The organism is Hymenobacter oligotrophus (genome assembly GCF_003574965.1).
GTDB classification, from domain to species: Bacteria; Bacteroidota; Bacteroidia; order Cytophagales; family Hymenobacteraceae; genus Solirubrum; species Solirubrum oligotrophum.
Genome location: NZ_CP032317.1, coordinates 839,954 through 861,806, shown reverse-complemented (window position 1 = coordinate 861,806; position 21,853 = coordinate 839,954). Strand labels below are relative to the sequence as shown.

Genomic DNA, 21,853 nt, shown 5'->3' with positions numbered 1-21,853 from the left:
CTAAGTGCCCGGGGTGTCTTCAATTACAAAGGAGCGGCCGGCGTGCTCGCCTTCGATGCGCAGCCAGTGCCGCTCGGCGGGGCGGCCGGTGGGCAGCCAGCCGCGGCCCTGCTGCGTCAGGATAAGCAGGCCGTCGTCGGTGCCCAAGGCGGCGAAGGTTGGCAACTTGGGGCCCCGAAAAAAATCGGGAATGCCGTGGTGGGCGGTTAGCTCGGCGGCGAGGGCGGGCACGTTGGGCGTAGCCATACCGGCCTCGCTGAGGCCCAGCAGTTGCGCCGCGCCAAAGGGGCCGGCAGCCGCATTGGGCACCTCGAAGCGGGCGATGAATTCGAGGATGTTGCCTGCGGGGTCGTGGAAGTAAAACGCTTGGGCACGCCAGTTTGGAAAATCGGCTATGGCCTCGCCGTGCACAAACGGCAGCACCGGCGTGCGGGGCGCCAGCCAAGCGTGCGCCTCCCGGAGCAGGTTGTGGGGCACCGCTATGGCAAAATGGTAGAAGGGCGCGCTACCCGGCGTGGCCTGCCGGAACACCAGCTGCGAAAGCCCTAGGTGCACCACCAGCACATGGGGATTGGGCAGTGCCGTGGGCAAGCCCAGCACCTCGCTGTAGAAGCGTTGCTGAAGCAGCAAATCGGGGGCAAGCAGGTGCAGAGCGCGTAAGTGCATGGCGGTTGGGCGGTGGCTAAGTTCACAGAAAGAGTTATCGTTGCTGCCCGCGGCTGCAGGCAGCAACGCCTGCCTAGGCCCGTGCGTACACGGGGCACACGCAACCCTCATTTTGAGTTATGTCTTCACTCGCTGATAAAGGTCTTCAAATTTCGAAAAACGCCATTTTTAGTTTGTTTATGAGCCGCGCCGGCAGGCTGTTGGGCAAGCCCTTTAAGGTGGTGCTGGTGCTCAACGAAGTAGCCGACAAACTATCGAGTAAAGAAAGCAAAGACAACAAATTCAAGCAGTTGCTCGACGCGGGCCGCTCGTTGGCGCGCTTGGTGCAAGCGTACGTAAACGGCTCGTACCGGCAAATCGAAACGGGAACCATTGTGGCTGGCTTGGCCGTGCTGCTTTATGCCCTGTCGCCCATTGACTTGGTACCCGATTTCATCCCGGTGCTGGGTTTCCTCGACGACCTTAGCCTGCTGAGCTGGTTTATCGGAAAGTTTCAGGCCGAGATTAGCCGATTCCGGGAGTGGGAGGCCACCAACGCCAACGTTGCTGCCGATGCCCCTGCCACCGGGCTGCCGTTGGAAGCCTCGGCTACTTCGGCACAGAACGCGGCCGCCGTTTCGGAGCTGGGCCACTCGTAGCCTCGGGTTGCACGTGCCCTAGGTGCGGCTGGTACCGCCACCGGTACCAGCCCGCAAACAGCAGCAAGCCAAGCCACAACGCCGAGCAGCCCGCCAAAATAATGCGCAGCGCAAACAAGCGCAGCTCGGCGTACGAGGTAAGCGGGGCCGCGTGCCAGCGCGCGTAGGCCACGGCCACCCCGGCGGCCACTACCACCAAGCCGGCTACCCACGCCCGCCGGTGCGGCAGCTTGGGCACGGTGGTGGCGTAGGCGGGCTGTCGGCTAACCCACTGCCAGCTCCACCAAGCCAGCAAAGCCGCGCCCACGGCCGTGCTCAGCAGTTGCCCAAATTTGTAGACCGGCATGGTGCCGAAACCCGGAAAAGGCAGCAGCCGCTGAAAAAACGGCACGCGCTCGGCCACCCACCCATCGGCGTGCGTAAAGGCATCCCAGACGACATGGGTAATGGCGCCCAACAATATACCCGTTGCTACGCGCAGCAAATGCTGCCCCGGCCCGAAGCCAAAGGGCCGGTAAGACAAGCGCACGGTGCGCGCGCGCACCCACGGCGGCAACAAGGCCACGGCTGCCAACTTGGCTACGCGGTGCCACAGCCACAACACCAGCAGGCTGGCGGGCAAGCAAAAAATGAACAGCCCGTGCAGCGTATGACCGATGTTGCTGGTGGCCTTCAGCTGAAGAAAGTAAATCAGATCGGGGCTGAGGCTGCCGACCACTAGGGCCGAGAGCGGCAGGCGCACCCAGCGCCCCAACGGTACCACGGCAGCGGCATGGCTAAAAGTAAACGGCATAACACGGGCACTTGCTTCCCGGCGTAGGGGCACCTAGGGCTAACTTACGGCCGTTGGCAGCTAAAGTAGACCGGGAGTAGCTTTATTACGAGCGGCCTACTTTAGCAGTATCACTCACTAACGGCTCTGGCTTACCTCACGAAGCGTATGAATTCTGTTTTCTGGTTGCGCTGCCTGGCGGCGTTTTGGCTGCTGCTATGGCCCGCCGCGGCCCGCGCCGACGAAGGCATGTGGCTGCCCTTGCTGCTAAAGCAACTCAACGAGGGCGACATGCAGCGCAAAGGTTTGAAGCTGACCGCCGAAGACATTTACTCCGTAAACCGCGGCTCGCTGAAAGACGCCGTGGTGCAATTTGGCGGCGGCTGCACCGGCGAAATCGTGAGCAACGAGGGGTTGCTGCTCACCAACCACCACTGCGGCTACGGCCAAATTCAGCAGCATTCGTCGGTGGATAAAGACTACCTCACGAACGGCTATTGGGCCATGACGCGCGAGCAGGAGCTGCCCAACCCCGGCCTTACGGCCACTTTCATCGTGCGGATGGAGGACGTAACGGGCCAGATTTTGCAGGGCCTGCCGGCCAACCAGCCCGAGGCCGAGCGCGAGCAAACAGTGCAGCAACGCAGTGCCCAAGTGGCCCAAAAAGCGGTGGCAGGCACGCACTACAAGGCGTTTGTGCGCCCTATGTTTGGCGGCGGCGAGTACTACCTGTTTGTAACGGAAGTGTTTGAGGATGTGCGCCTCGTAGGGGCGCCGCCCAGCAGCATCGGCAAGTTCGGCGGCGACACCGACAACTGGATGTGGCCTCGCCACACCGGCGACTTCAGCATTTTCCGTATCTACGCCGGCCCCGACAACAAGCCCGCCCCCTACTCTGCTCAGAACAAGCCGTTTCGGCCCCGGCACGCGCTGCCTATTTCGCTTGACGGCGTGCGCCCCGGCGACTTTACCTTGGTATTCGGATTCCCGGGCCGCACCAACGAGTACCTCACTTCGTGGGGCGTCGATGAGATATATTCCGTGTCGGACCCGGTTCGGGTGAAAATCCGCGACACAAAGCTGCGCCTGCTCGACCAGGACATGAAAGCCTCCGATAAGGTGCGCATTCAGTACGCGGCCAAATACGCCTCGCTAGCCAACTACTGGAAGAAATGGCAAGGCGAAATGCGGGGCCTGAAGCGCCTCGATGCCGTGCGCCGCAAGCAGCAGCAGGAAACGCAGTTCCGGCAGTGGGTGCAGCAGGGCGACGCCACGCGCCAAGCCGCTTACGGCCAGATTTTAAGTCAGTTGGAGCAGCAATACCAGCTGGCCCGTCCCTACGTAATAGCCCGCGACTACGCCACCGAGGCCGCCCTAGGTATCGAGCTACTGGCCTACGCCAACAGCCTGCAAAATCTCGTCGATCTGATTCAGGCGAGAGCACCGCAAGCCGAGCTGCAAGCCGCTATCGAGAAAGCCCGCAAAGGCACCACCAGCTTTTTCCGGAACTACTCCGCCTCTACCGACCAAAAAGTGGCCGCCGCACTGCTGCCGCTCTACGCCGAGGGCACGCCCGAAGCCCTGCTGCCCGACTACGTGAAGCAGCTGAAAAACCGCGTGGGCAAGCCACGCACGGGCTGGGGGGCGTACCCGCCCAACCTCACGCCGGCGCAGCGCAAGGCCATTCAGGAGGCCAACGCCGGCCCGGTAACCTGGGAGCGATTAGTCGACGACATCTACGGCAAGTCGATGCTTACCTCAAACGAAAACGCGCAGATGGTGCTCGATCGGTTGGCCAAGGGCGCCTCCGACATCTTGCTCGACGACCCCGCTTACCGGCTGGCCGCGCCCATTGTGGCTACGTACCGCCAGCAGGTGCTGCCCACCTACAGCCAAACCCAAGACCAGATTACGCTGCTTCAGCGCACCTATATTGCCGGCCTGCGCCAGTGGCAGCCCGAGCGTAAGTTTTACCCCGATGCCAACTCCACTTTGCGCGTGGCTTACGGCCAGGTGGCCAGCTATCAACCTGCCGACGGCGTGCAGTACGAGTACTACACCACCCTCGACGGCATCATGGAAAAAGCCGACCCTACCAACCCCGATTTTGAGATTCCTAAGCGCTTGGCCGAGCTCTATCAGCAGAAGGATTACGGCCCCTACGCCGTAAACGGCACCGTGCCGGTAGCTTTTACGGCCACCAACCACACCACCGGCGGCAACAGCGGCTCGCCCGTAATCAACGGCCGCGGCGAGCTAATTGGGATTAATTTCGACCGCAACTGGGAAGGCAGCATGTCGGACATTATGTACGACCCGGAGCGCGTGCGCAACATTGTGCTGGATGTGCGCTACATGTTGTTTGTGGTGGATAAGTACGCCGGCGCCACGCACCTAATACGAGAGATGAACCTGGTGGGCGCCGCTGGTGAAGCCCAGCCCAACGGTGCCAATGCAAGCTCAAGACTGAAGAAGCAGAAAGTAAAGGTGAAGCGCGAAAAAACCTCTGCTCGATAACCTAATGCTGCCCTAGGTTACACGGCCGCTGCTCCTGCCCAGGGGCAGCGGCCGTTTTGGTAGGGCGCGTACGCTGCAATGCCATGGTTCGGCGCTTGGCTGCCAATTGGCTGCGATGCGCCGCACTGGCAGTTGGTTTAGCCGAACAAGTATAACTTTCCGGGGCTGCTCCGCCACTGGAGCTTCTTGTTCCGATTTGCCCGATGACGCTTTTCCTGCGCTTGCGCAAGCTGGCCCTGGCGGGCGCGCTGCTGCTGCGCGGCACCTACCTAGCCGCTCAAGCGCCCGCCGCTGCCACGCTGCTGCAACCGGCCGCCGTGTTCGATGGCGAAACGCTGCACCCCGGCTGGGCCGTGCTGGTTGAGGGCGAGCGAATCAGGGCCGTGGGCCCTGCCAATCAGATGCCTATACCAACTGGGGTCCGCATCGTTGCGTTGCCCGGCCTTACGCTGCTGCCGGGCCTGATTGAAGGACACTCGCACCTGTTGCTGCACCCCTACAACGAAACTTCCTGGAACGACCAGGTGCTGCTCGAGTCGCAGGCCCTGCGCGTGGCCCGCGCCACCGCGCACGCCCAGCGCACCTTACAAGCCGGCTTTACCACCGCCCGCGACCTAGGCACCGAAGGCGCCGACTACGCTGATGTGGGCCTCAAACAAGCCATCGAGCAAGGCCTGATACCCGGCCCTAGGTTGCTGATTGCCACGCGTGCCCTGGTAGCCACAGGCTGCTACGGCCCCAAGCTTTCGGTTGATGTGGCGGTGCCGCAGGGCGCGCAGGAGGTTAGCGGCCCCGACGAAATTGTGCGGGCTGTGCGCGAGCAGGTGGGCAAGGGGGCCGATGTGGTGAAGGTGTATGCCGACTACCGCCTTTCGGCCACGGGACCCGCCGTGCCCACGTTTTCGCAAGACGAACTGAACCTGCTGGTAACCACGGCCCGCTCGCTAGGCAAGCCGGTGGTGGCGCACGCCTCCACGCCCGAGGGCATGCGCCGCGCCACGCTGGCCGGGGTCGAAACCATTGAGCACGGCGACGGCGGCACCCCGGAGGTGTTCCGGCTAATGCGCCAGCGCGGCGTGGCCCTGTGCCCTACCGTGGCCGCCTCCGATGCCATTTCGCAGTACCGCGGGTGGCGCCGCGGCCAAAGCCCCGAACCCGAGCGCATCACCCAAAAGCGCCAAAGCATGCAGGCCGCTCGCAAAGCCGGCGTTGCCCTGGCCATAGGCGGCGACGTAGGCGTATTTGCCCACGGCGACAACGTGCGCGAGCTGGAGCTGCTGGTGCAGGAGCACGGCCTTACGCCGCTCGAGGTGCTGCGCGGCGCCACCAGCGGCAACGCCCACCTGTTTCACCTACCCGACCGCGGCCGCGTGGCTCCCAACCTGCTGGCCGACCTGGTAGCCGTACAAGGCAACCCCACCACCGATGTGCAGGCGCTGCGGCAGGTGCAATGGGTGATGAAGGGCGGCGTCGTTTACCGGCAGCCCTAGGTGCTGCTGGCCCGGGCAGCCACCGGCCCGGCCAATTACGTACTACAGGCTGCTCCCAACCCTACTCTTACTTGCTCTATGCTTTTGTTGCGCCCCAAGTTTTTGGGTTTCATGGCCTTGTCTGGCCTGCTGGCCCCTGCCCCCGTTGGCCCCGCCGATGCCGAAGCCGAGCGCCAACAGGTGCTGCGCGAAGGCCTGGCGCTGTACGAGGTGGAGCGGGCCTCGTGGGTTTCCGACGATGTGCTGCGCGCTCAGCCTAGCCTGCCGCTGCCGCCGGTTACGTTTCTGAGCTACCCCACGCCCGATTCGGTGCGCACCGTGTTCATAGCCGTTGCGGGCAACCAACCCACGGTAGTGCTGCAGGTTAGCTACGCCAAAGGCCAGTTGCAGGCTAGCCAGGCCCGCGCGCGGCAAACCGGGCGGCCACTCACCGAGCAGGAAGAAAAGCTGTTTTTGGTGCAACAAGATGTGCTGAAGCGCCGGCGCAAGCTAACCGACAACCAGAGCCCGGCCGGCACTACCTACAACGTAGCCGTGCTAGACCAAGGCACTGCCGTTAAAGCGTATCTGCTGTTGGGCGCTACCACTACGGGCGTGGTGCCCCTGGGTGCCGACTTCTGCCTGACCTACGGCCCCGATGGCAAACTGCAACGCACCCAAAAGCTGCACCAGAGCTACGTGCCGCTTACGCCGCCGCCCGCCGGTGCCACTGTGCAAGCCAGCATGCACACGCACCTGCCGGGTTTCCCCGGCCTGATAACGGCCACCGACATTTGCACGCTGCTGTTGTACCGCGAGGCCCTGCCGCCCACGCACCAGCGGCACGTGGTGCTCGGGGCCGAGTCGGCGTCGGTGTTCGAGCTGGAAACACAGGAGTTGCGCGCCGTGCCGCGCCAGGAGTTCGAGCAAAACGCCACGCCCTAGGTGCTAGCCCGGCTCGGCAACGCCTAGGGCTTGCAGCGAAGCGGCGTATTTAGCGTAAATCACTTGCAGGTCGGCGCCGTGGCGGGCGGCATCAACCCCGATGCTAACGTTGGAGCGGTGGAAGCGGTGCAAGTGGCTGATGTGCGGGCACAACACGGGCAAGTGGCCGGCCAGCAAAAACCGCACGTACAAATCGAGGTCTTCGGCCATGCGCAGTTGCTGGTCGTAGCCGCCTACTTCGCGGTACAGCGCGTGGCTGAAACACACGTTGCCCTGAATGAAGTGCTCGGCCTTGAAGATGGCGCGCAGCATGTCGGCCGGCGTATTGAAGCGCCAGGCGTAGTAATCCTCGTTGGGCAGGTAGCGCCGCTCCTCGTCAACGCGCAGAAAATCGGCTACAAACCACTGCTTGCCCGGGTTGGCCTGCGTTTGGGCGCCGTAGTGGTAAAGCGTGCGCTGCAGCAGCAGGTCGTCGTCGTCGAGGGGCACCAGCCAGCTTTCGGCGGGCGCGTGGCCGATGAGCAGGTGCCGGGCCGCACCAGGAGCCAGGGGCTGGGGCCCGGGGTGTTGCCAGCTCCGGATGGGCGGGCCATCGGCAGCGGCAACTTCTTGCAGAATGCGGGCAGTATCGTCGGCACAGGCGTTGTCGAGGATGAGGTGCTCGTAGCTGGCATCGGGCAACGGGGCCAGCACGCTGGCGCGCACGCTCTGCACAGCCTCGGGTAGGTAGGCGGCCCGGTTGTGCGTTGGGGTGATAATGGAAAAATGCATAGTGCCCGCTTGTTCGGCTGGCGCCGAAAAAAGTTACCCGCAAGGCTTCATTAGCCCAACTTTCCGCTTGGCAGCGGCGTTTAGGCCGCAAGGCTCAGTTGCCGTTCTGTTCATGGGCATGTACGTAGTGTCGTTGCGCTTACCCGATTTCTTCGACGAAGAATTCGTTGCCTTAATCCCGCGCCACCGGGCTTTTATCAACAGCCTCATCGAGGAAAACGTGGTGGTGTCGTATGCCATCAGCGCCGACCGCTCGCGCGGCTGGGTAACCATGCAAGGCCCCAACGCCGAAACCGTGCGAGCGGTGGTCGAACAGTTTCCGCTTTACCGATTTCTGAAGCAAATTGAAATCGATGAGCTGTTCGTGTTCGACAGCTCGGCCTCGCGCCTGCCCAAAATCAGCCTTAATTAACCCGCACCGCGCACCGGGGCCGCCGCGCTTCGGGTTCGATGCGGCTTCCACCTTGCTTCTGCTGTATGCTGTTTTCGCTGACATGGCTTCCGGTTGTGGTTTCGCTGCTGTCGCCCGTTGCCCCTGCCCCGCTGGCACCGGCGGCACCTAGGGCCACCCCTACCGAAGCACCCACGGCCGACCACTTGCTTTCGCGCTTATCAATGGCCATCAGCAAGTTGCAAACCCTGCGCTGCACCGTAAAAGCCAGCGAGCGGCACGCCGGCAGCTACCAGCATGCCCTCACCCAGATGAAGGTGGCCAGCTCGCCGCTGCGCGTGTACTTGCGTACCAACCAAGGCGTGGAGGTGCTGTGGGTGCAAGGCCAGAACGACGGCGACGCCTGGGTGTACCCCAACCGGTTTCCGTACGTTACGCTCAGCCTCGATCCGAACGGCACGCTGATGCGGCGCACCCAGCACCATTCGGTAGCCGATGCGGGCTACGGCACCATTGCCGACCTGATACGCACGGCGCCGCAACGCTCCGATGCCTACCGCCGCTCGTTCCGCTACGCCGGCGACACCACCCTGCAGGGCCGCCCGTGCCACGTGCTCCGTTCCGATTTTCCGCAGTTCCGCTACATCGCCCACAAAACCAGCGCCGGCGAAACCGCGGGCAAAATTGCCGAGCGCTACGGCTGCGGCGAGTACCGCATTGTGGAGCGCAACAAGGTGGATTACACCACGCCCCTGCCCGCCGGCCGCGTGCTGCAAGTACCCAACGCCTACGGCCGCCGCACCATCTTGTGCGTGGAGCAAAAAACCATGCTGCCGCTGGCCGTGGCCGTGTGGGACGACAAAGGCCTGTTCGAATCCTTCGAGTTTTCGCAGGTAGTGGCCAACCAGCCCATTGCCGCCGTCGAGTTCACAAAAGATTATAAGGACTACCGTTTATAACCACCGATAGCAGCGGCTGCCATTGCGAGCAAAGCGAAGCAATTGGTCCTGGGCTGGGCAGAGCTGTTCCCTTAGCAATAAGCGAAATGCACCTAGGGAGTAGCGCGGACGCTGCAAGTCCGCGTCCCCGGATAGTAATTTCCATTTCTGACCTAGGGCGCAACGGTGTAACAGTGGCTTTAGCCCGCGTTTGCCTGAACATAATCGTATGGCCGAACCTATGCGGCACCAACCATTCGCGCAAACGCGGGCTTAAACCCGCGCTACACCACGCGCCGGCGGGTTAGCGGCGCATGGTTTTCTCAATCTGGTCCCACATCTGCGGGGTCAGCAACTCCAGCTTGTTGAACTCGCCGGCCCCGTTGAGCCATTCGCCGCCATCGATGGTAATTACCTCGCCGTTCACATAGGCTGCGAAATCCGACACCAGATAAGCCGCCAGATTGGCCAGCTCCTGATGCTCGCCCACACGCTTGAGCGGCACCGAAGCCGCTGGGTCGAGCTTCGAGGCCAGGGGCTCGGGGAATAGGCGGCTCCAGGCACCTTCCGTCGGGAAGGGGCCGGGCGCAATGGCCACCGACCGGATGCCGTACTTGGCCCACTCCACCGCCAACGAGCGGGTAATGGCCAGCACGCCGGCTTTGGCGGCCGCCGAAGGCACCACGTAGGCCGAGCCCACGGAGGCGTAGGTGGTTACAATGTTGAGGATGGTGCCGGGCTGCTGCTGCGCAATCCAGTGCTTGCCAAGGGCCAAGGTGCAGTTGTAAGTGCCCTTCAGCACAATGTCCACAATCACGTCGAAGGCTTTGTGGGTGAGGCGCTCGGTGGGGCTGATGAAGTTGCCGGCGGCGTTGTTTACCAGCACATCCACGCGCCCAAACTCCTGCACGGCGCGCTGAATCATGGCTTCTACCTCGTCGTACTTGCGCACGTCGCAAGGCACGGCCAGCACTTTGCCGTGGGTTTTCTCGCGCAGCTCGTTGGCGGTAGTTTCCAGCACATCGAGTTTGCGCGAGCTGATAACCACGTTGGCCCCGAGCTGCAGGAAATACGTCGTCATGGCCCGGCCCAAGCCGGTGCCGCCGCCGGTCACGATGATGGTTTTTCCTTCGAGGGCGCCGTCGCGCAGCATGGGTTGGGCGTAAGGTGAGGCCATGGTAAATTGAGTTGGGGTAGCAAATGCAATGCTGCAAGAAAGGCAATTGCCCGCTTTTGTATGCATGCCGCCTATTTTTCAGCTGAAAAACTTCGTTAGGCCGGCCAGGCCCTAGGTTGTTACTTGCCGTAGCTTATGAACACACCCTCCATTGCCGTGTTGGGTTGCGGCTGGCTTGGCTTGCCCCTAGGCAGCACCTTGGCCCAGGCGGGCTACCAGGTAGCCGGCAGCACCACCACGCCCGAAAAACTTGCTTTGCTGAAAGCCAACGGCATCCAACCGCACCTGCTGCGCCTCGGCCCCAGCACCCCACCCAGCGAAATTGCCCCGCTGCTGGCCGGTTCCCACGTGCTGGTGCTGAGCGTGCCGCCCTCGCGCACCGCCCCCGAGCGCGCCGCCTACCCCGCTGCCCTCGCGCCGGTGGTAGCGGCCGTGGCCGCGTCGGCCGTGCGGCACGTGGTATTTATCAGCTCAACCGGCGTGTACCCCGACGAGCCCCGCCTGATGACGGAAGCCGATGCCGTGGCCACTGCCCAGGCCGAAAACCATTTGTTGCAAGCCGAAGCGCTGTTTGGGCAACCCAGCCAGGCCTGGCAAACCGCCGTGCTGCGGCTTGGCGGGCTAATGGGCCCAGGGCGGGCACCGGGCCGCTTTCTGGCGGGCCGAACGGAGGTGCCGCAAGCCCAAGCCCCCGTCAACATGCTCCACCTCGACGACGCCGTGGGCGTTGTGCGAGCGGTGATTGAGCAGCAGTGCTGGGGCGTTACGCTAAACGTGTGTGCCCCCGCCCACCCCACCCGGGCTGCTTTTTACCAAACGGCCGCCGCGCACCTAGGGCTGCCCGCGCCGATGTTCAGCCCCCACGACGAGCGCAGCGGTAAATGCATCGATACCGCGCTTTTGCAGCGTACCCTTTCCTACAAGTTTCGGCACCCCGAGCCCGAAGCCGCCCTGAACTTTTGCTAGCTGCTTGCCCTTAAGAAGCCGGCCGCTACAAACCTAGGCGGCCGTACCTTTGCCCCGTGAAAAACTCTTTTGCTGCCGATGTAGCCGTGCTGGGCGGCGGAGCGGCCGGCTTTTTTGGCGCCATTGCCTGCGCCGAAGCCAACCCGGACCTGAACGTGATTTTGCTCGAAAAAACCACTAAACTGCTGAGCAAAGTGCGCGTGTCGGGCGGCGGCCGCTGCAACGTTACGCACCACTGCTTTTCGCCGGCCCAGCTGGTGCAGTTTTACCCTAGGGGCGGCAAGCACCTAAAAGAGCCATTCAAGCAATTTGGCGCGCAGGATACGGTGCAGTGGTTTGAGCGGCGCGGCGTGCCACTCAAGACCGAAGCCGATGGGCGCATGTTCCCCACCACCGATTCTTCCGAAACCGTGGCCAAGTGTCTGGAGCAAGCAGCTCAGCGGGCCGGCGTGCGCGTGCTCACCAGCACCGCCGCCGAGCGCATCGAGCCGCTCGCGGGCGGCGGTTTCTGCTTGTACCTCAGCGGCAACCAGGAGTTGCGCGTGGGCAAACTGCTGGTTGCCACCGGCGGCAACGCCAAGTCGGCGGCTTACGATTGGCTGCGGCACCTAGGGCACACCATCTGCGAGCCGGTGCCTTCGCTGTTTACCTTCAACGTGCCCAACTCGCCGCTCAAGGAGCTGATGGGCGTGAGCGTGCCGCAGGCCCGGGTAGTGCTGGCCGGCGAGAAGCTGGAGTACGAAGGCCCCCTGCTTGTAACCCACTGGGGCGTAAGCGGGCCGGCCGTGCTCAAGCTATCGGCGTGGGGCGCGCGCCGCCTGCACGAGCTGCAATACACCGGCATGGCCTTGGTAAACTGGGCCCCTGCGCACACCGAGGAAACCATGCGCCAATGGCTGCAAAGCTTTCGCAATGAAAACGGCAAAAAAATAGTGGCTGCCAACCCTTTGTTTGGCTTGCCGCAACGGCTCTGGCGTACGCTGGTCGAGCAGGCCGGCATTGGGTCCGAAACCCGCTGGAGCGAGCTGGCGGGCAAATTGCAAAACCGGCTGCTCGAGCTGTTGCTGCGCACGCCGCTGCCCGTGCGCGGCAAAACCACTTTCAAGGAGGAATTTGTAACCTGCGGCGGCGTTCCGCTGAGCGAAGTAAACCTCAAAACCATGGAGAGCTGCCGCGTACCCGGCCTGCACTTTGCCGGCGAGGTGCTCGACATCGACGGCATTACCGGTGGTTTCAACTTTCAAGCGGCCTGGACCACCGGCTACCTCGCGGGCCGCGCCATGGCCACCACCTAGGGCTTTGCGCACCGGCTTGCAAACCCCTAATCGACAACACGTTTGAGCCTTAGCCGACCACACCAACGGGGCTTATAGCGCAACCTTACGCGCTTTGGGTCAGTACAGAGAAGCTCCCGCATCTGCTCTAACCCTTACACCCCAAACATCATGGCTACTGACAACCAAAACAGCGCCCTCCGCGGCGTGCTGAACGAACTAGTAGAAACCTTGAAGGACGGCGAGCGTGGCTACTCTGAGGCACTTACCGACGTTAAAGACCAGGACCTCAAGCAAGTATTCAAACAATACGCCGTACAGCGCGACAGCTACCTCACGGAGCTGGAAAACGCCATGCACAACCTGAACATGCGCCCTGCCGAAGCCAAAGAAGACAAAATGGATTCGGTGATTGGTACCGCCCACCGTGCTTGGATCAACATCAAATCGGTGGTAACCGGCAACGACCGGAAAGCCATACTGGATGAGTGCGAGCGGGGCGAAGATTACGCCGTGAAAGCGTTTCAGAAGGCCGTACAATCCGATGCGCTGCCGCACGAAATCAAGTCCATCGTCGAGAAGCAATACAACGGCATCAAGCAGGCGCAAGACCAGATTCGCATGCTGAAAGAGTCGGCCCGTTAAGCTTACAGACAACCCATAGCCCGCACAACTCGCGGACAATTGAACAGCCCAGAGCATTGCTTTGGGCTGTTCGTGTTTTGGGGCGCAGCGCCCGCCTAGGGCCCCGAGCCTGGTGTGAGTTCAACTGCCCACAAACAACAACAGCCCGGCCAAATGGCCGGGCTGTTGTTGTTTGTTAACGCGCACGAAGCCGCGAATCGAAGGATGGCCAAGCCACCTCACGCCGAATGCGCTTCAAGTCGCGGGTTAGTCGTCGAAGCCTTCGCTACGGTCGCGGCGCGGGCGGTAACCGCCCTCGTTGTCGCGACGGCCGCGGTAGCCACCGCCACCGAAACCGCCTTCGCGGCGTTGGCCGCCGCCGTAGCCACCCTCGCGGCGCTGACCACCGCCGTAACCGCCACGGTTGCCGCCGTAGCCACCTTCGCGGTTGCCGCCACCGTAACCGCCTTCGCGGCGCTGGAAGCCACCTTCGCGGTTGCCACCGAAGCCACCCGGGCCACCCGAGCGGCGCGGACGACGCTCGTCGCCGCCTTCAGCGGCTGCGGCACCAGCTTCGCGCTGCGTAGCCAGGCTAAACGATACCGGACGGCCGTACAGCGAGGTGCGACCCAGCTGCTCAATCACGTCGTTGGCATCTTCGCTCGGTACTTCCACAAAGCTGAACTTGTCGTACAGCTCGATGTCGCCCACGCGGCCCGGAGCAATGTTCGACGACGACACGATCAGGTCGACGAGGTCGCGCGGGTGCAGGCGGTCCTTCTTGCCCATCGTCACGAACAGGCGGGTATAACCCTCGCGCGGCGTACCTTTCTGGCGGTCGGCTTCCAAGCCTTTTTCGGCTTGCTTGCTTTCCTTCATCACCATCTTCAGCAGAGCAGCGGCGATGTCTAGCGAGGTTACTTCTTCTTCTTGGTCGATCAGACGCTGCACGCGGCCGATGTACTTCTCGAGGTTGCCCTTTTCGATAACCTCTTTAATCTGACCTAGGAGCACGGTGGTTTTAACCTCCGACACGTCTTCGAACGACGGGATGCGCTCCTGCTTGATCTGCGCTTTGGTGAAGCGCATGATGTCGCGCAGCTTGTAAATGTCGCGGCCGCTCACGAAGGTGAAGGCTTTGCCCGATTTACCAGCGCGGCCCGTACGGCCGATGCGGTGCACGTAGTATTCCTCGTCGGTGGGCAGGTCGTAGTTAACCACGGCCTCCACGTTGTCCACGTCGATGCCGCGGGCGGCAACGTCGGTGGCTACGAGGATTTCCAAGGTGCCTTTGCGGAACTTGTCGAGCGTGTTCTGGCGGGCCTGCTGGCTCATGTCGCCGTGCAGGCCATCGGCAAAGTAGCCGCGGGCTTGCAAGTCGCTCACGATGTCATCGACCATGCGCTTGGTGTTGGCAAACACAATCACCGATTTCAGGCTGTACATGTCGATTACACGCGACAGTACGTCCTTCTTCTGCGGGCCACGCACCTCGTAGTATGCCTGCTCGATGTTCGAGACGGTCATCTCCTGGTGGTTCACCTTCACGATCTGGGGCTCGCGCTGGTATTTGCGCGTCAGATCCATGATGGGTTTGCTCATCGTGGCCGAGAAGAATACCGTCTGGCGCTCTTCGGGCATCTGGGCCAGCACCGTCTCGATGTCGTCGCGGAAGCCCATGTCGAGCATTTCGTCGGCCTCGTCGAGGATGATCATCTTGGCTTTGTCCAGCTTAAGCGTACCGCGTTCCAAGTGGTCCATTACGCGGCCGGGGGTACCAATTACCACCTGCACGCCGCGCTCCAGTGCCTTAAACTGACGGTCGTAGCTCGAACCACCGTAGATGGGCACTACGGCAAGGCCACGCTTGTATTTGCCCAGCTTCTGGATTTCGCCCGAAACTTGCACGGCGAGTTCGCGCGTGGGGCAGAGCACCAGCACCTGCACGTCGCGGGAGTTGGTGTCAATGCTTTCGATAGCGGGGATACTAAAGGCAGCCGTTTTGCCGGTACCCGTTTGGGCTTGGCCAATAACGTCTTTGCCTTCGAGCAGTACCGGAATGGCGGCAGTTTGAATGGGCGAGGCTTCCTCGTAACCCATTTCGGTAATAGCACGCTGTAGCTCTTCCGAGAGCTGCAGCTCTTCAAATTTTACTTTCTCCATGTCTTCGTAGGGAGTGATAGAAACGGCAATCGAAACCAGCGCGTTCCTTTCCCTACGCAACACGAGAGGACAACGGACGACGACAGCAGACGAACTTCTTATTCTTAAATGAAAGCGGCAGACAACACTAACCGCCACGGCCGGGACGCGGACCGATTTACAATTGCGGGTGCAAAGATACTTAAATTATAACACAATTGCGAGCAATGCCCAAACACAAGGCTCTTTATTTCGCTACGCTGACTTGCTCTTGCCCCGTCCTCACATGGTGATGGGTAAAAACAGAGCGGCCTGCCCCAAAGGAGCAGGCCGCTTTGATCACGCTATATCCTTGTAGGATACGTCGGCTAACTAGGCGCGACGCACCTGCACGGCATTCAGCCCTTTGCGGCCTTCGGCCACTTCGAACTGCACTTTGTCGTTTTCGCGGATTTCGTCGATGAGACCAGTTACGTGGACGAAAATGTCCTGGCCGGTTGCATCGTTTTTGATGAAACCAAATCCTTTGGTCTCGTTGAAGAATTTTACCGTTCCTGTCTGCATGGTAAGGAGGTGATGAATAAATTATTTAAGCCGAATGGCAACAGCAGCCTGTGAAAACAAGTGAATGCTCCACAGAGAAACGGAAGCAATTATTCTTAAACGCTGGTAAAGATATGCTTATTTATTTTTTGACAAAGCGAAAATAGGCCAACCACGCGTCTGGCCCATGGTTTCGGAACGCCACAACACCGTGCTTAATATCAAATAATCAATAAGTTACATATTTTAAGAAGTCTAAATTTTTGCCCATAAAACATTCGTAACTGCCGCTCATCAGTCGCTTGCCCAACAGTTGGACGGCCTCAATTCACCTAGCAGCGGCATAAGCTACGGGCCCTTGGGGTGCCTCGCGGCCACTTTGCCTGGAGTACCTAGGGCTCTCAAGGCACAAGCGGCGCAGCGGTATTTCGCTGCGCCGCTTGTTTGCTGCGTGGCTTAACGCCGATTGTCGCGGCGGTCGTAGTCGTCGGGGTAGTGGTAACGGCCGTCGCGGTCGTCGCGGGCCCGGTCGCGGCCGGGGTAGTCCTCGTTGTAGCGGCGGTCGTTGTCGCGGTAGCGGCCGCTCTGGCTGCTGCCATCGTAGGTGTCGTGGCCGTACTGGTCGTTTATCTGCCGCACCCGCTCGCCGGGCGCTCCGTAGCCCGATGGCCGCTCGCGGGCGGGGCGGTCGTCGCGGTCGTAGGAGTCGTGGATGCGGTTGTTGGCCCGATCGGACTGATGGCCCCGGCTCCACTGCTGGTCTTCGTCGGAGTAGTAGCCGCGGCCGCCGCGGTAGTCGCCCTCGTAGTGGTTGGAGCCCGGACCTAGGCCGCCTTGAAACGCGCTCGGGTTTTGCCGCTCGCGCGAGGTGCTAAACGAAGAGCGGTCGGCGCGGCCGTCGTAATATTCCGATTGCCGGCCGTAGCTAAAGGTGCCTGGGTCGCGGCCGTAGTCGCCGCGCGGCTGGCTGCGGTCGTAGTCGTTGTGCCGGTCGCCGCGGTCTTGGTAGTCGTGGTCGTAGCGGCTGCCTTCGGGGCCACGGTGCTGGCGCGGCTCGTAGCCGTCCCACCGGTCGTTGCCGTTGCGGCGGTCATCCTGCTGGCGGCGCTCGTTGTTGTTCCGGTTTTCGTTGCGGGGCTGATCACGCTCGCCGCGCGTCGGCCGATAATCGAAGTTCTGTTCGTAAGGCATGAACGTGAGGTGCATTGGTTGGTGCCTAGGTTTACTGCCCTGCCAAAGCGAAGGTTTCTGCGTAGAGTGTTCTTCCTTTGCTTACAACTATGCAACCAACGCCCTCCCCTTCGTCGGCTTTCCGCTTTTCGCGGCCCATTACGGTTGTCGAATCGCACATTGACGCGCTTAACCACGTGAACAACGTGCAGTACGTGCAGTGGATACAGGACATTGCCGGCTGGCATTGGCTGACGGCCTACCCCGAGGGCGAACGGGAGCACTACATTTGGGTGGTGCTGGAGCACCACGTGCGCTACCACAAACCCGCGCTCCTAGGTGATGAACTTACGTTGACTACTTGGGTAGGCGAAATGAAAGGCGCTACCTCGCAACGTTTTACGCGTATCGAGCGCGTGGCCGATGGGTCCCTGCTGTGCGAGGCCGAAACCAAGTGGGTGATGCTCGACCCGCAGACGCAGCGGCCAAAACGAATTGAGCAAAGCGTGGCGGCACGCATGCAGGGGCCGGTGGGCTAAACCGCTTGCGGCCCTTAACTTTCGGGCTTTCCACGACTACCATGCTACACCCTCGCCGCGTTCTGCGTTTTGCCCAGGTTTTAACAACCGCTGCTGCACTTGCTGGTTGCAGCTACGCCAAATCCAACCAGCAAGTACTTATTTCGTCGGATTGCGGCATGAGTTGGGAACGAGTAGCCGCTGGCGAGGCCGTGCCCAAAGGCACCATGAACCCCTGCCACATGAAAGTGGTGATACCCAACTTTCCGATGCAGGGCGACAGTCGGTTTATTACCAACTTAAAGGACCGCGTACGCGCCTCGGTGCAAGTTGATTACGACTACACGATTGTAGACCCGCTGGTGTTCATTCGGCAGGCCAAGTACCTAGGTAAAGCCAACGCGCACGCCGACAGCCAAGAGGCGCTTCAGCCTTCCGCGTTCGAAGGCGCCGAAAACATGGTAATTGACAAGCGCATTCGCGATGTAAGCAAGGCGCTGTTTCTGAACGAAGACATTGTGGAGTTGGATCAGGCCGAGTTGGAAAGCCAGTTGCTGTTGCAGGCCAACAAAGCGCTGGCGCCCCTAGGTGTTCAGCTAAACTTTATCACGCTCACCTTCGACCTCGACGAGCAAACGCGCCAGGCCATTGACGTATCGACGGCCATGAAGATTTACGAAAGCCGCAACCTGAGCGAGTTGGGCAAACAGGTAATGATAGAGCGCGCCGGCGCTTCGCGCATTGTGGTAGAGCAACCCAATGCTGTGTCGCCCAACAAATCCGAAGATCAGGAAGAGTAATTCCGCGCCTCGTTCCTCGTCTGTTCCTGCTGCGCCTTATTTCTGTTTCCAATGCCCGCCACCTTCCGCATTTATTCCGCTTCTGCCGGCTCTGGCAAAACGTATCAGCTTACCAAAGAATACTTGCGGTTGGCCCTAGGTGCGGAAGACCCCGGATACTACAAGACCATCTTGGCCATTACCTTCACCAACGCCGCTGCGGCCGAGATGAAGGAGCGTATTGTGGGCGCGTTGCGCGGCTTTGCTTACCCCGGCACCGATGCCAAAGCCGACGGCATGCTAGCCGAGTTGGCCGAAGAACTAGCTGCCGAAGGCCTGTTGCCGCGCGTACTCGATACGCCCGAGCAGCGCCAGAACCTGCTGCGCAGCCGGGCCCAGCGCACCTTTAAGCTGGTGCTCTACCACTACGCCGATTTTGCCGTGAGCACCATCGACTCGTTTGTGCAGCGGGTGGTGCAGTCGTTTACGCGCGAGCTGGGCTTGCCCGCAGCTTTTGAGGTGGAAATGGACGACGAATCGGTGCTGCACGCGGCGGTGGCGTTGCTGCTCGATAAAGTGAACCGCGGCTCCGGCCACGAGCTGCTCACGCGCACCCTGCAGGATTACGCCTTAAGCAAAGCCGAAGAAGGCCGAAGCTGGAACACCCTGCCCGACGAGCTGATGCGCTTCGGTAAGTTTTTGCTGAACGAATCGGTGCACGAGGCCGTGGCCCAACTGCAAAAGATGGAGCTGAAGCAGTTCCGGACGCTGCACAAAACCCTGCGCCAGCGCCGCGACGAGCTCGAGAGCCTCGTAAAAACTACCGCCGAGCGCGCCCTCGAGGCTTTGGAGCAACACGGCGTAACGCCCGATTTGCTGGCCGGCGGCGAGCGGGGCGTGTACACGCACTTCAAAAACTGGCGCCGCTGGCTCGAAGACGGCGACACTCCTACCGCCACCGCCCAAAAGGTAGCCGAAAGCGGTGTGTGGGCCAGCGCTACGGGCAAGAAAGAGCCGGGCAAAAGCCGCGTGGAAGCCGTACAGCCGGTGCTGCAGGAAGTGTTTGAGGAGCTGACGCTTATTCGGTTGCGCTACCTAAGCCAGTTTTTGCTGATGGAAGGCTTGTTGCCGCACCTGTTCCACGTATCGTTGCTGAGCGAGCTGAGCAAGGCCGTGGAGCAGGTAAGCCAGGAGCGCAACGTGGTGCTCATCAGCGAATTCAACCGCCGGTTGGCCAGCATTGTGTTGCGCGAGCCGGTGCCTTTTTTGTACGAGCGCCTAGGTGAGCGGTACCAACATTTGCTTATCGACGAGTTTCAGGACACCTCGGAACTGCAGTGGAACAACCTGCTGCCCTTGGTCGAAAACGCCGTGGCCAATGGGTTTCTGTCGTTGGCCGTGGGCGATGCCAAGCAGGCCATTTACCGCTGGCGCGGCGGCGAGATGGAGCAGATCCTGCGCTTGTACCAAGGCCAAACCGGCGCCCTCGTCAACAAAGCCCAGGACGAAGAAACCCGCGACTTGCTGGCCGGGCGCTACTTTACCCTTGAGCACGCGCTGGAGCCCGCTTCGCTGCAAACCAACTACCGCTCGGGCCCGCAGATCATTCAGTTCAACAACGACTTTTTCGCGCACGTCAGCCAAGCGCATCCGCAACTCTCGTTGGTGCAGTCGATTTACGACGAGCATTTCGGCCAGAACTCGCCGGTGCCCGCCGATGCAGCCCCTCCGAGCCACGTGGAGCTGCTGTTTACGCAACCCGATGCGCCGGCGCGCATCTACAACCCGCACGCGGGCGCCTACACCGACGAGCCTTTGCCCGGCCACTCCCCCGCCGATGCGCTCGATTACGAGGAAAGCACGCTGTACGTAACGCTTGCGTTGGTAGAGCAAGCGCTGATAGACGGCTTCCGCCCGCAGGATATTGCCGTGCTGTGCCGCCGCCGCGACCAATCGCGCCGCGTGGCCAAGTTTCTGAAGGAGCGCGGTTACGATATTATTTCCGCCGATTCGCTGTCGTTGGAGTTTGCGGAAGTGGTGAACTTGCTGGTGGCCATTTTGCGCGTGCTGCATCAGCCGGCCAACTCCCTGGCCCGCGTAGAGGCCTTGCTTCTCGTGGATAAGGTGGTGCGGGGCCTGCCGCCTACTCCCGACCGCGCCCGCATGATTGCCGACATTGCGCACCAAGACCGCGCCTTGCCCTTCTTCGACGAGCTGCGCCGCCTAGGCTACGATGTGCAGGAGCGCCAAACCGGCAACCTCGATTTGTACGAGCTCAGCGAGAAGCTGATGGGCCTGTTTGGCCTGCTGCACCGCCGCGAAGAAAGCGAGTACCTGTTCCGTTTTCTCGACCTCACACTGGAGTACTCCCTGCGCTTCGGCAACAACCTAGGCAACTTCTTGGCCTACTGGGATCAGCGCAAGAGCAACCTGAGCATCAACGCCCCCGCCGGCCGCGATGCCATTACCATTACCACCGTGCACAAAGCTAAAGGGCTGGCCTACGGCGTGGTAATTGTGCCGTTTGCTGATTGGAGCCTGGAGCCCCGCCGCGGTGAGTACCTGTGGGGCCGTTTGCCCGAAGTCGACGACCGCCCCATTGCCGACATGCCGCCGGTGGCCGTGGTTACACAACGCGAAGCTCTGTCGCAAACGGCCCTGAGTGAGCAATACGCTGTAGAGCGCGAGAAAACGTTTGTTGAGGCCCTAAACCTGCTGTACGTGGCTTTTACGCGGCCGCGCAACCGCCTGTACATCATCAGCCGCCGGCCCGATGCTGGCAGGAGCGCCAAAGCCGACCTAGGCCCCGCCACCAACATTGCTCAGTTGCTGCACCGCTACCTGCTCGACCTAGGGCAGTGGAACGAGGAGCAGCTGACTTACGTGCTTAGCCAAGGTGCGCCTGCCCCGCCGGCCAAGCAACCGAATGGCCCCGCCCATGCCTTGCTGCCTTTGCGCAACCTCGATACCGCCGATTGGGAGCAACGCCTGCGCTTGCGGCGCCACGCTACCACCGTGTTCGATTTTTCGGAGCAGGAAAAGCAGCGCGACTGGAACCGCAAATTGCACTTCGCGCTGCGCCGCGTGCTTTCGGCGCAAGATGTGGAGCGCGTAGCCGGCCAGCTCACGGCCGAAGGCCTCGTGAGCCGCCGCGAGCAACCGGAGCTGTTGCAGCGCCTGCACCGGCTGGTGCAACGGCCCGAGTTGGTGCAGTACTTCCGCCCGGATGTAGCTGCCGAAACAGAACGCGAAATCCTCGTTGGTGGCGCCCCCCGCGAAGACTACAAGCCCGACCGCGTGGTGTTTCAGCCCGAAATAGGCCCGGCGCCCGGCCGCGTTACGCTTATTGACTTCCGCCTGCCGCCGCCCGAAGACCGCCACCAGTACCTCATCAAGCAATACGGCCAGCTGTTTAAACGACTCGGCTACACCGATGTACGCGGGCTGGTATATTATTTTGAAACAGAAGAAGCAGTGGAATTTGCGTGCTAACCACCGCTGCCTTTTGCGTGGGCAGGCGCGCGCTGCCAGCGTGGCCTTCCCGCAGGCAGCC

At 61.6% G+C, this 21,853-nt stretch carries 18 protein-coding genes and 1 pseudogene; 12 read left to right on the top strand and 7 right to left on the bottom strand.

What is annotated here, in order from left to right:
• Nucleotides 1-666 carry a VOC family protein gene (locus D3Y59_RS03610; protein ID WP_119443816.1) on the bottom strand — a complete coding sequence of 222 codons (666 nt, stop codon included), beginning with the start codon at nucleotides 664-666 and terminating at the stop codon, nucleotides 1-3.
• Between the two features lie 119 nt (nucleotides 667-785).
• Between D3Y59_RS03610 and D3Y59_RS18840 the strand changes: the two are divergent.
• A pseudogene (locus D3Y59_RS18840) lies at nucleotides 786-1,139 on the top strand (YkvA family protein); the annotation flags it as partial.
• Between the two features lie 115 nt (nucleotides 1,140-1,254).
• Here the strand turns inward: D3Y59_RS18840 and D3Y59_RS03600 are convergent.
• A complete protein-coding gene (locus D3Y59_RS03600) occupies nucleotides 1,255-2,097 on the bottom strand; it encodes a DUF4184 family protein (RefSeq protein ID WP_119443814.1) in 843 nt (280 codons plus the stop codon).
• A gap of 147 nt (nucleotides 2,098-2,244) precedes the next feature.
• Here D3Y59_RS03600 and D3Y59_RS03595 point away from each other — a divergent pair, with 147 nt between their 5' ends.
• The 3 genes from D3Y59_RS03595 (at nucleotide 2,245) to D3Y59_RS03585 (ending at nucleotide 7,007) form a co-directional block, all read left to right on the top strand.
• Entirely contained in the window at nucleotides 2,245-4,593 is a 2,349-nt protein-coding gene (locus D3Y59_RS03595; RefSeq protein WP_119443813.1) for a S46 family peptidase, read from the top strand.
• Nucleotides 4,594-4,796: 203 nt separating this feature from the next.
• Nucleotides 4,797-6,083, top strand: a complete 1,287-nt coding sequence (locus D3Y59_RS03590; protein WP_119443812.1) for a metal-dependent hydrolase family protein — start codon at nucleotides 4,797-4,799, stop codon at nucleotides 6,081-6,083.
• A gap of 78 nt (nucleotides 6,084-6,161) precedes the next feature.
• Nucleotides 6,162-7,007 carry a hypothetical protein gene (locus D3Y59_RS03585; RefSeq protein ID WP_119443811.1) on the top strand — a complete coding sequence of 282 codons (846 nt, stop codon included), beginning with the start codon at nucleotides 6,162-6,164 and terminating at the stop codon, nucleotides 7,005-7,007.
• 3 nt (nucleotides 7,008-7,010) lie between these two features.
• Here the strand turns inward: D3Y59_RS03585 and D3Y59_RS03580 are convergent, their stop codons facing one another.
• Entirely contained in the window at nucleotides 7,011-7,778 is a 768-nt protein-coding gene (locus D3Y59_RS03580; protein ID WP_119443810.1) for a glycosyltransferase family 2 protein, read from the bottom strand.
• Between the two features lie 112 nt (nucleotides 7,779-7,890).
• Here D3Y59_RS03580 and D3Y59_RS03575 point away from each other — a divergent pair, with 112 nt between their 5' ends.
• Together D3Y59_RS03575 and D3Y59_RS03570 are read left to right on the top strand one after the other, a co-directional pair.
• A complete protein-coding gene (locus tag D3Y59_RS03575; RefSeq protein ID WP_119443809.1) occupies nucleotides 7,891-8,190 on the top strand; it encodes a YciI family protein in 300 nt (99 codons plus the stop codon).
• Between the two features lie 65 nt (nucleotides 8,191-8,255).
• Nucleotides 8,256-9,128, top strand: a complete 873-nt coding sequence (locus tag D3Y59_RS03570; protein ID WP_162910518.1) for a LysM peptidoglycan-binding domain-containing protein — start codon at nucleotides 8,256-8,258, stop codon at nucleotides 9,126-9,128.
• A 283-nt stretch (nucleotides 9,129-9,411) separates the two neighbouring features.
• On the opposite strand, the gene D3Y59_RS03565 is transcribed toward D3Y59_RS03570, so the two are convergent.
• A complete protein-coding gene (locus tag D3Y59_RS03565; protein WP_240410501.1) occupies nucleotides 9,412-10,284 on the bottom strand; it encodes an SDR family oxidoreductase in 873 nt (290 codons plus the stop codon).
• A 135-nt stretch (nucleotides 10,285-10,419) separates the two neighbouring features.
• Here D3Y59_RS03565 and D3Y59_RS03560 point away from each other — a divergent pair, with 135 nt between their 5' ends.
• From D3Y59_RS03560 to D3Y59_RS03550, 3 genes are all read left to right on the top strand, one after another.
• Nucleotides 10,420-11,250 carry a Rossmann-fold NAD(P)-binding domain-containing protein gene (locus D3Y59_RS03560; RefSeq protein WP_119443807.1) on the top strand — a complete coding sequence of 277 codons (831 nt, stop codon included), beginning with the start codon at nucleotides 10,420-10,422 and terminating at the stop codon, nucleotides 11,248-11,250.
• Nucleotides 11,251-11,306: 56 nt separating this feature from the next.
• The gene (locus D3Y59_RS03555; RefSeq protein ID WP_240410499.1) at nucleotides 11,307-12,545 is read left to right on the top strand and encodes a BaiN/RdsA family NAD(P)/FAD-dependent oxidoreductase; all 1,239 of its coding nucleotides are present in this window, start codon (nucleotides 11,307-11,309) and stop codon (nucleotides 12,543-12,545) included.
• A 150-nt stretch (nucleotides 12,546-12,695) separates the two neighbouring features.
• A complete protein-coding gene (locus D3Y59_RS03550) occupies nucleotides 12,696-13,169 on the top strand; it encodes a ferritin-like domain-containing protein (RefSeq protein WP_119443806.1) in 474 nt (157 codons plus the stop codon).
• Between the two features lie 246 nt (nucleotides 13,170-13,415).
• On the opposite strand, the gene D3Y59_RS03545 is transcribed toward D3Y59_RS03550, so the two are convergent.
• The 3 genes from D3Y59_RS03545 to D3Y59_RS18165 form a co-directional block, all read right to left on the bottom strand.
• Nucleotides 13,416-15,311 (bottom strand): DEAD/DEAH box helicase, encoded by a 1,896-nt coding sequence (locus D3Y59_RS03545; RefSeq protein ID WP_119443805.1) that lies wholly within the window; start codon nucleotides 15,309-15,311, stop codon nucleotides 13,416-13,418.
• A gap of 351 nt (nucleotides 15,312-15,662) precedes the next feature.
• Nucleotides 15,663-15,854 carry a cold-shock protein gene (locus D3Y59_RS03540; protein ID WP_059070568.1) on the bottom strand — a complete coding sequence of 64 codons (192 nt, stop codon included), beginning with the start codon at nucleotides 15,852-15,854 and terminating at the stop codon, nucleotides 15,663-15,665.
• A gap of 435 nt (nucleotides 15,855-16,289) precedes the next feature.
• Nucleotides 16,290-17,024 (bottom strand): hypothetical protein, encoded by a 735-nt coding sequence (locus D3Y59_RS18165; RefSeq protein ID WP_162910517.1) that lies wholly within the window; start codon nucleotides 17,022-17,024, stop codon nucleotides 16,290-16,292.
• A gap of 89 nt (nucleotides 17,025-17,113) precedes the next feature.
• On the opposite strand from D3Y59_RS18165, the gene D3Y59_RS03530 reads away from it, so the two are divergent.
• The 3 genes from D3Y59_RS03530 to D3Y59_RS03520 all read left to right on the top strand — a co-directional run bounded on the left by D3Y59_RS03530 (nucleotide 17,114) and on the right by D3Y59_RS03520 (nucleotide 21,792).
• The gene (locus tag D3Y59_RS03530; RefSeq protein WP_119443803.1) at nucleotides 17,114-17,542 is read left to right on the top strand and encodes an acyl-CoA thioesterase; all 429 of its coding nucleotides are present in this window, start codon (nucleotides 17,114-17,116) and stop codon (nucleotides 17,540-17,542) included.
• Between the two features lie 158 nt (nucleotides 17,543-17,700).
• Nucleotides 17,701-18,321: a hypothetical protein gene (locus D3Y59_RS03525; RefSeq protein ID WP_162910516.1), complete on the top strand. Its 621-nt coding sequence runs from the start codon at nucleotides 17,701-17,703 to the stop codon at nucleotides 18,319-18,321.
• Between the two features lie 51 nt (nucleotides 18,322-18,372).
• Entirely contained in the window at nucleotides 18,373-21,792 is a 3,420-nt protein-coding gene (locus tag D3Y59_RS03520; protein ID WP_119443801.1) for a UvrD-helicase domain-containing protein, read from the top strand.
• Nucleotides 21,793-21,853: the final 61 nt, after the last annotated feature.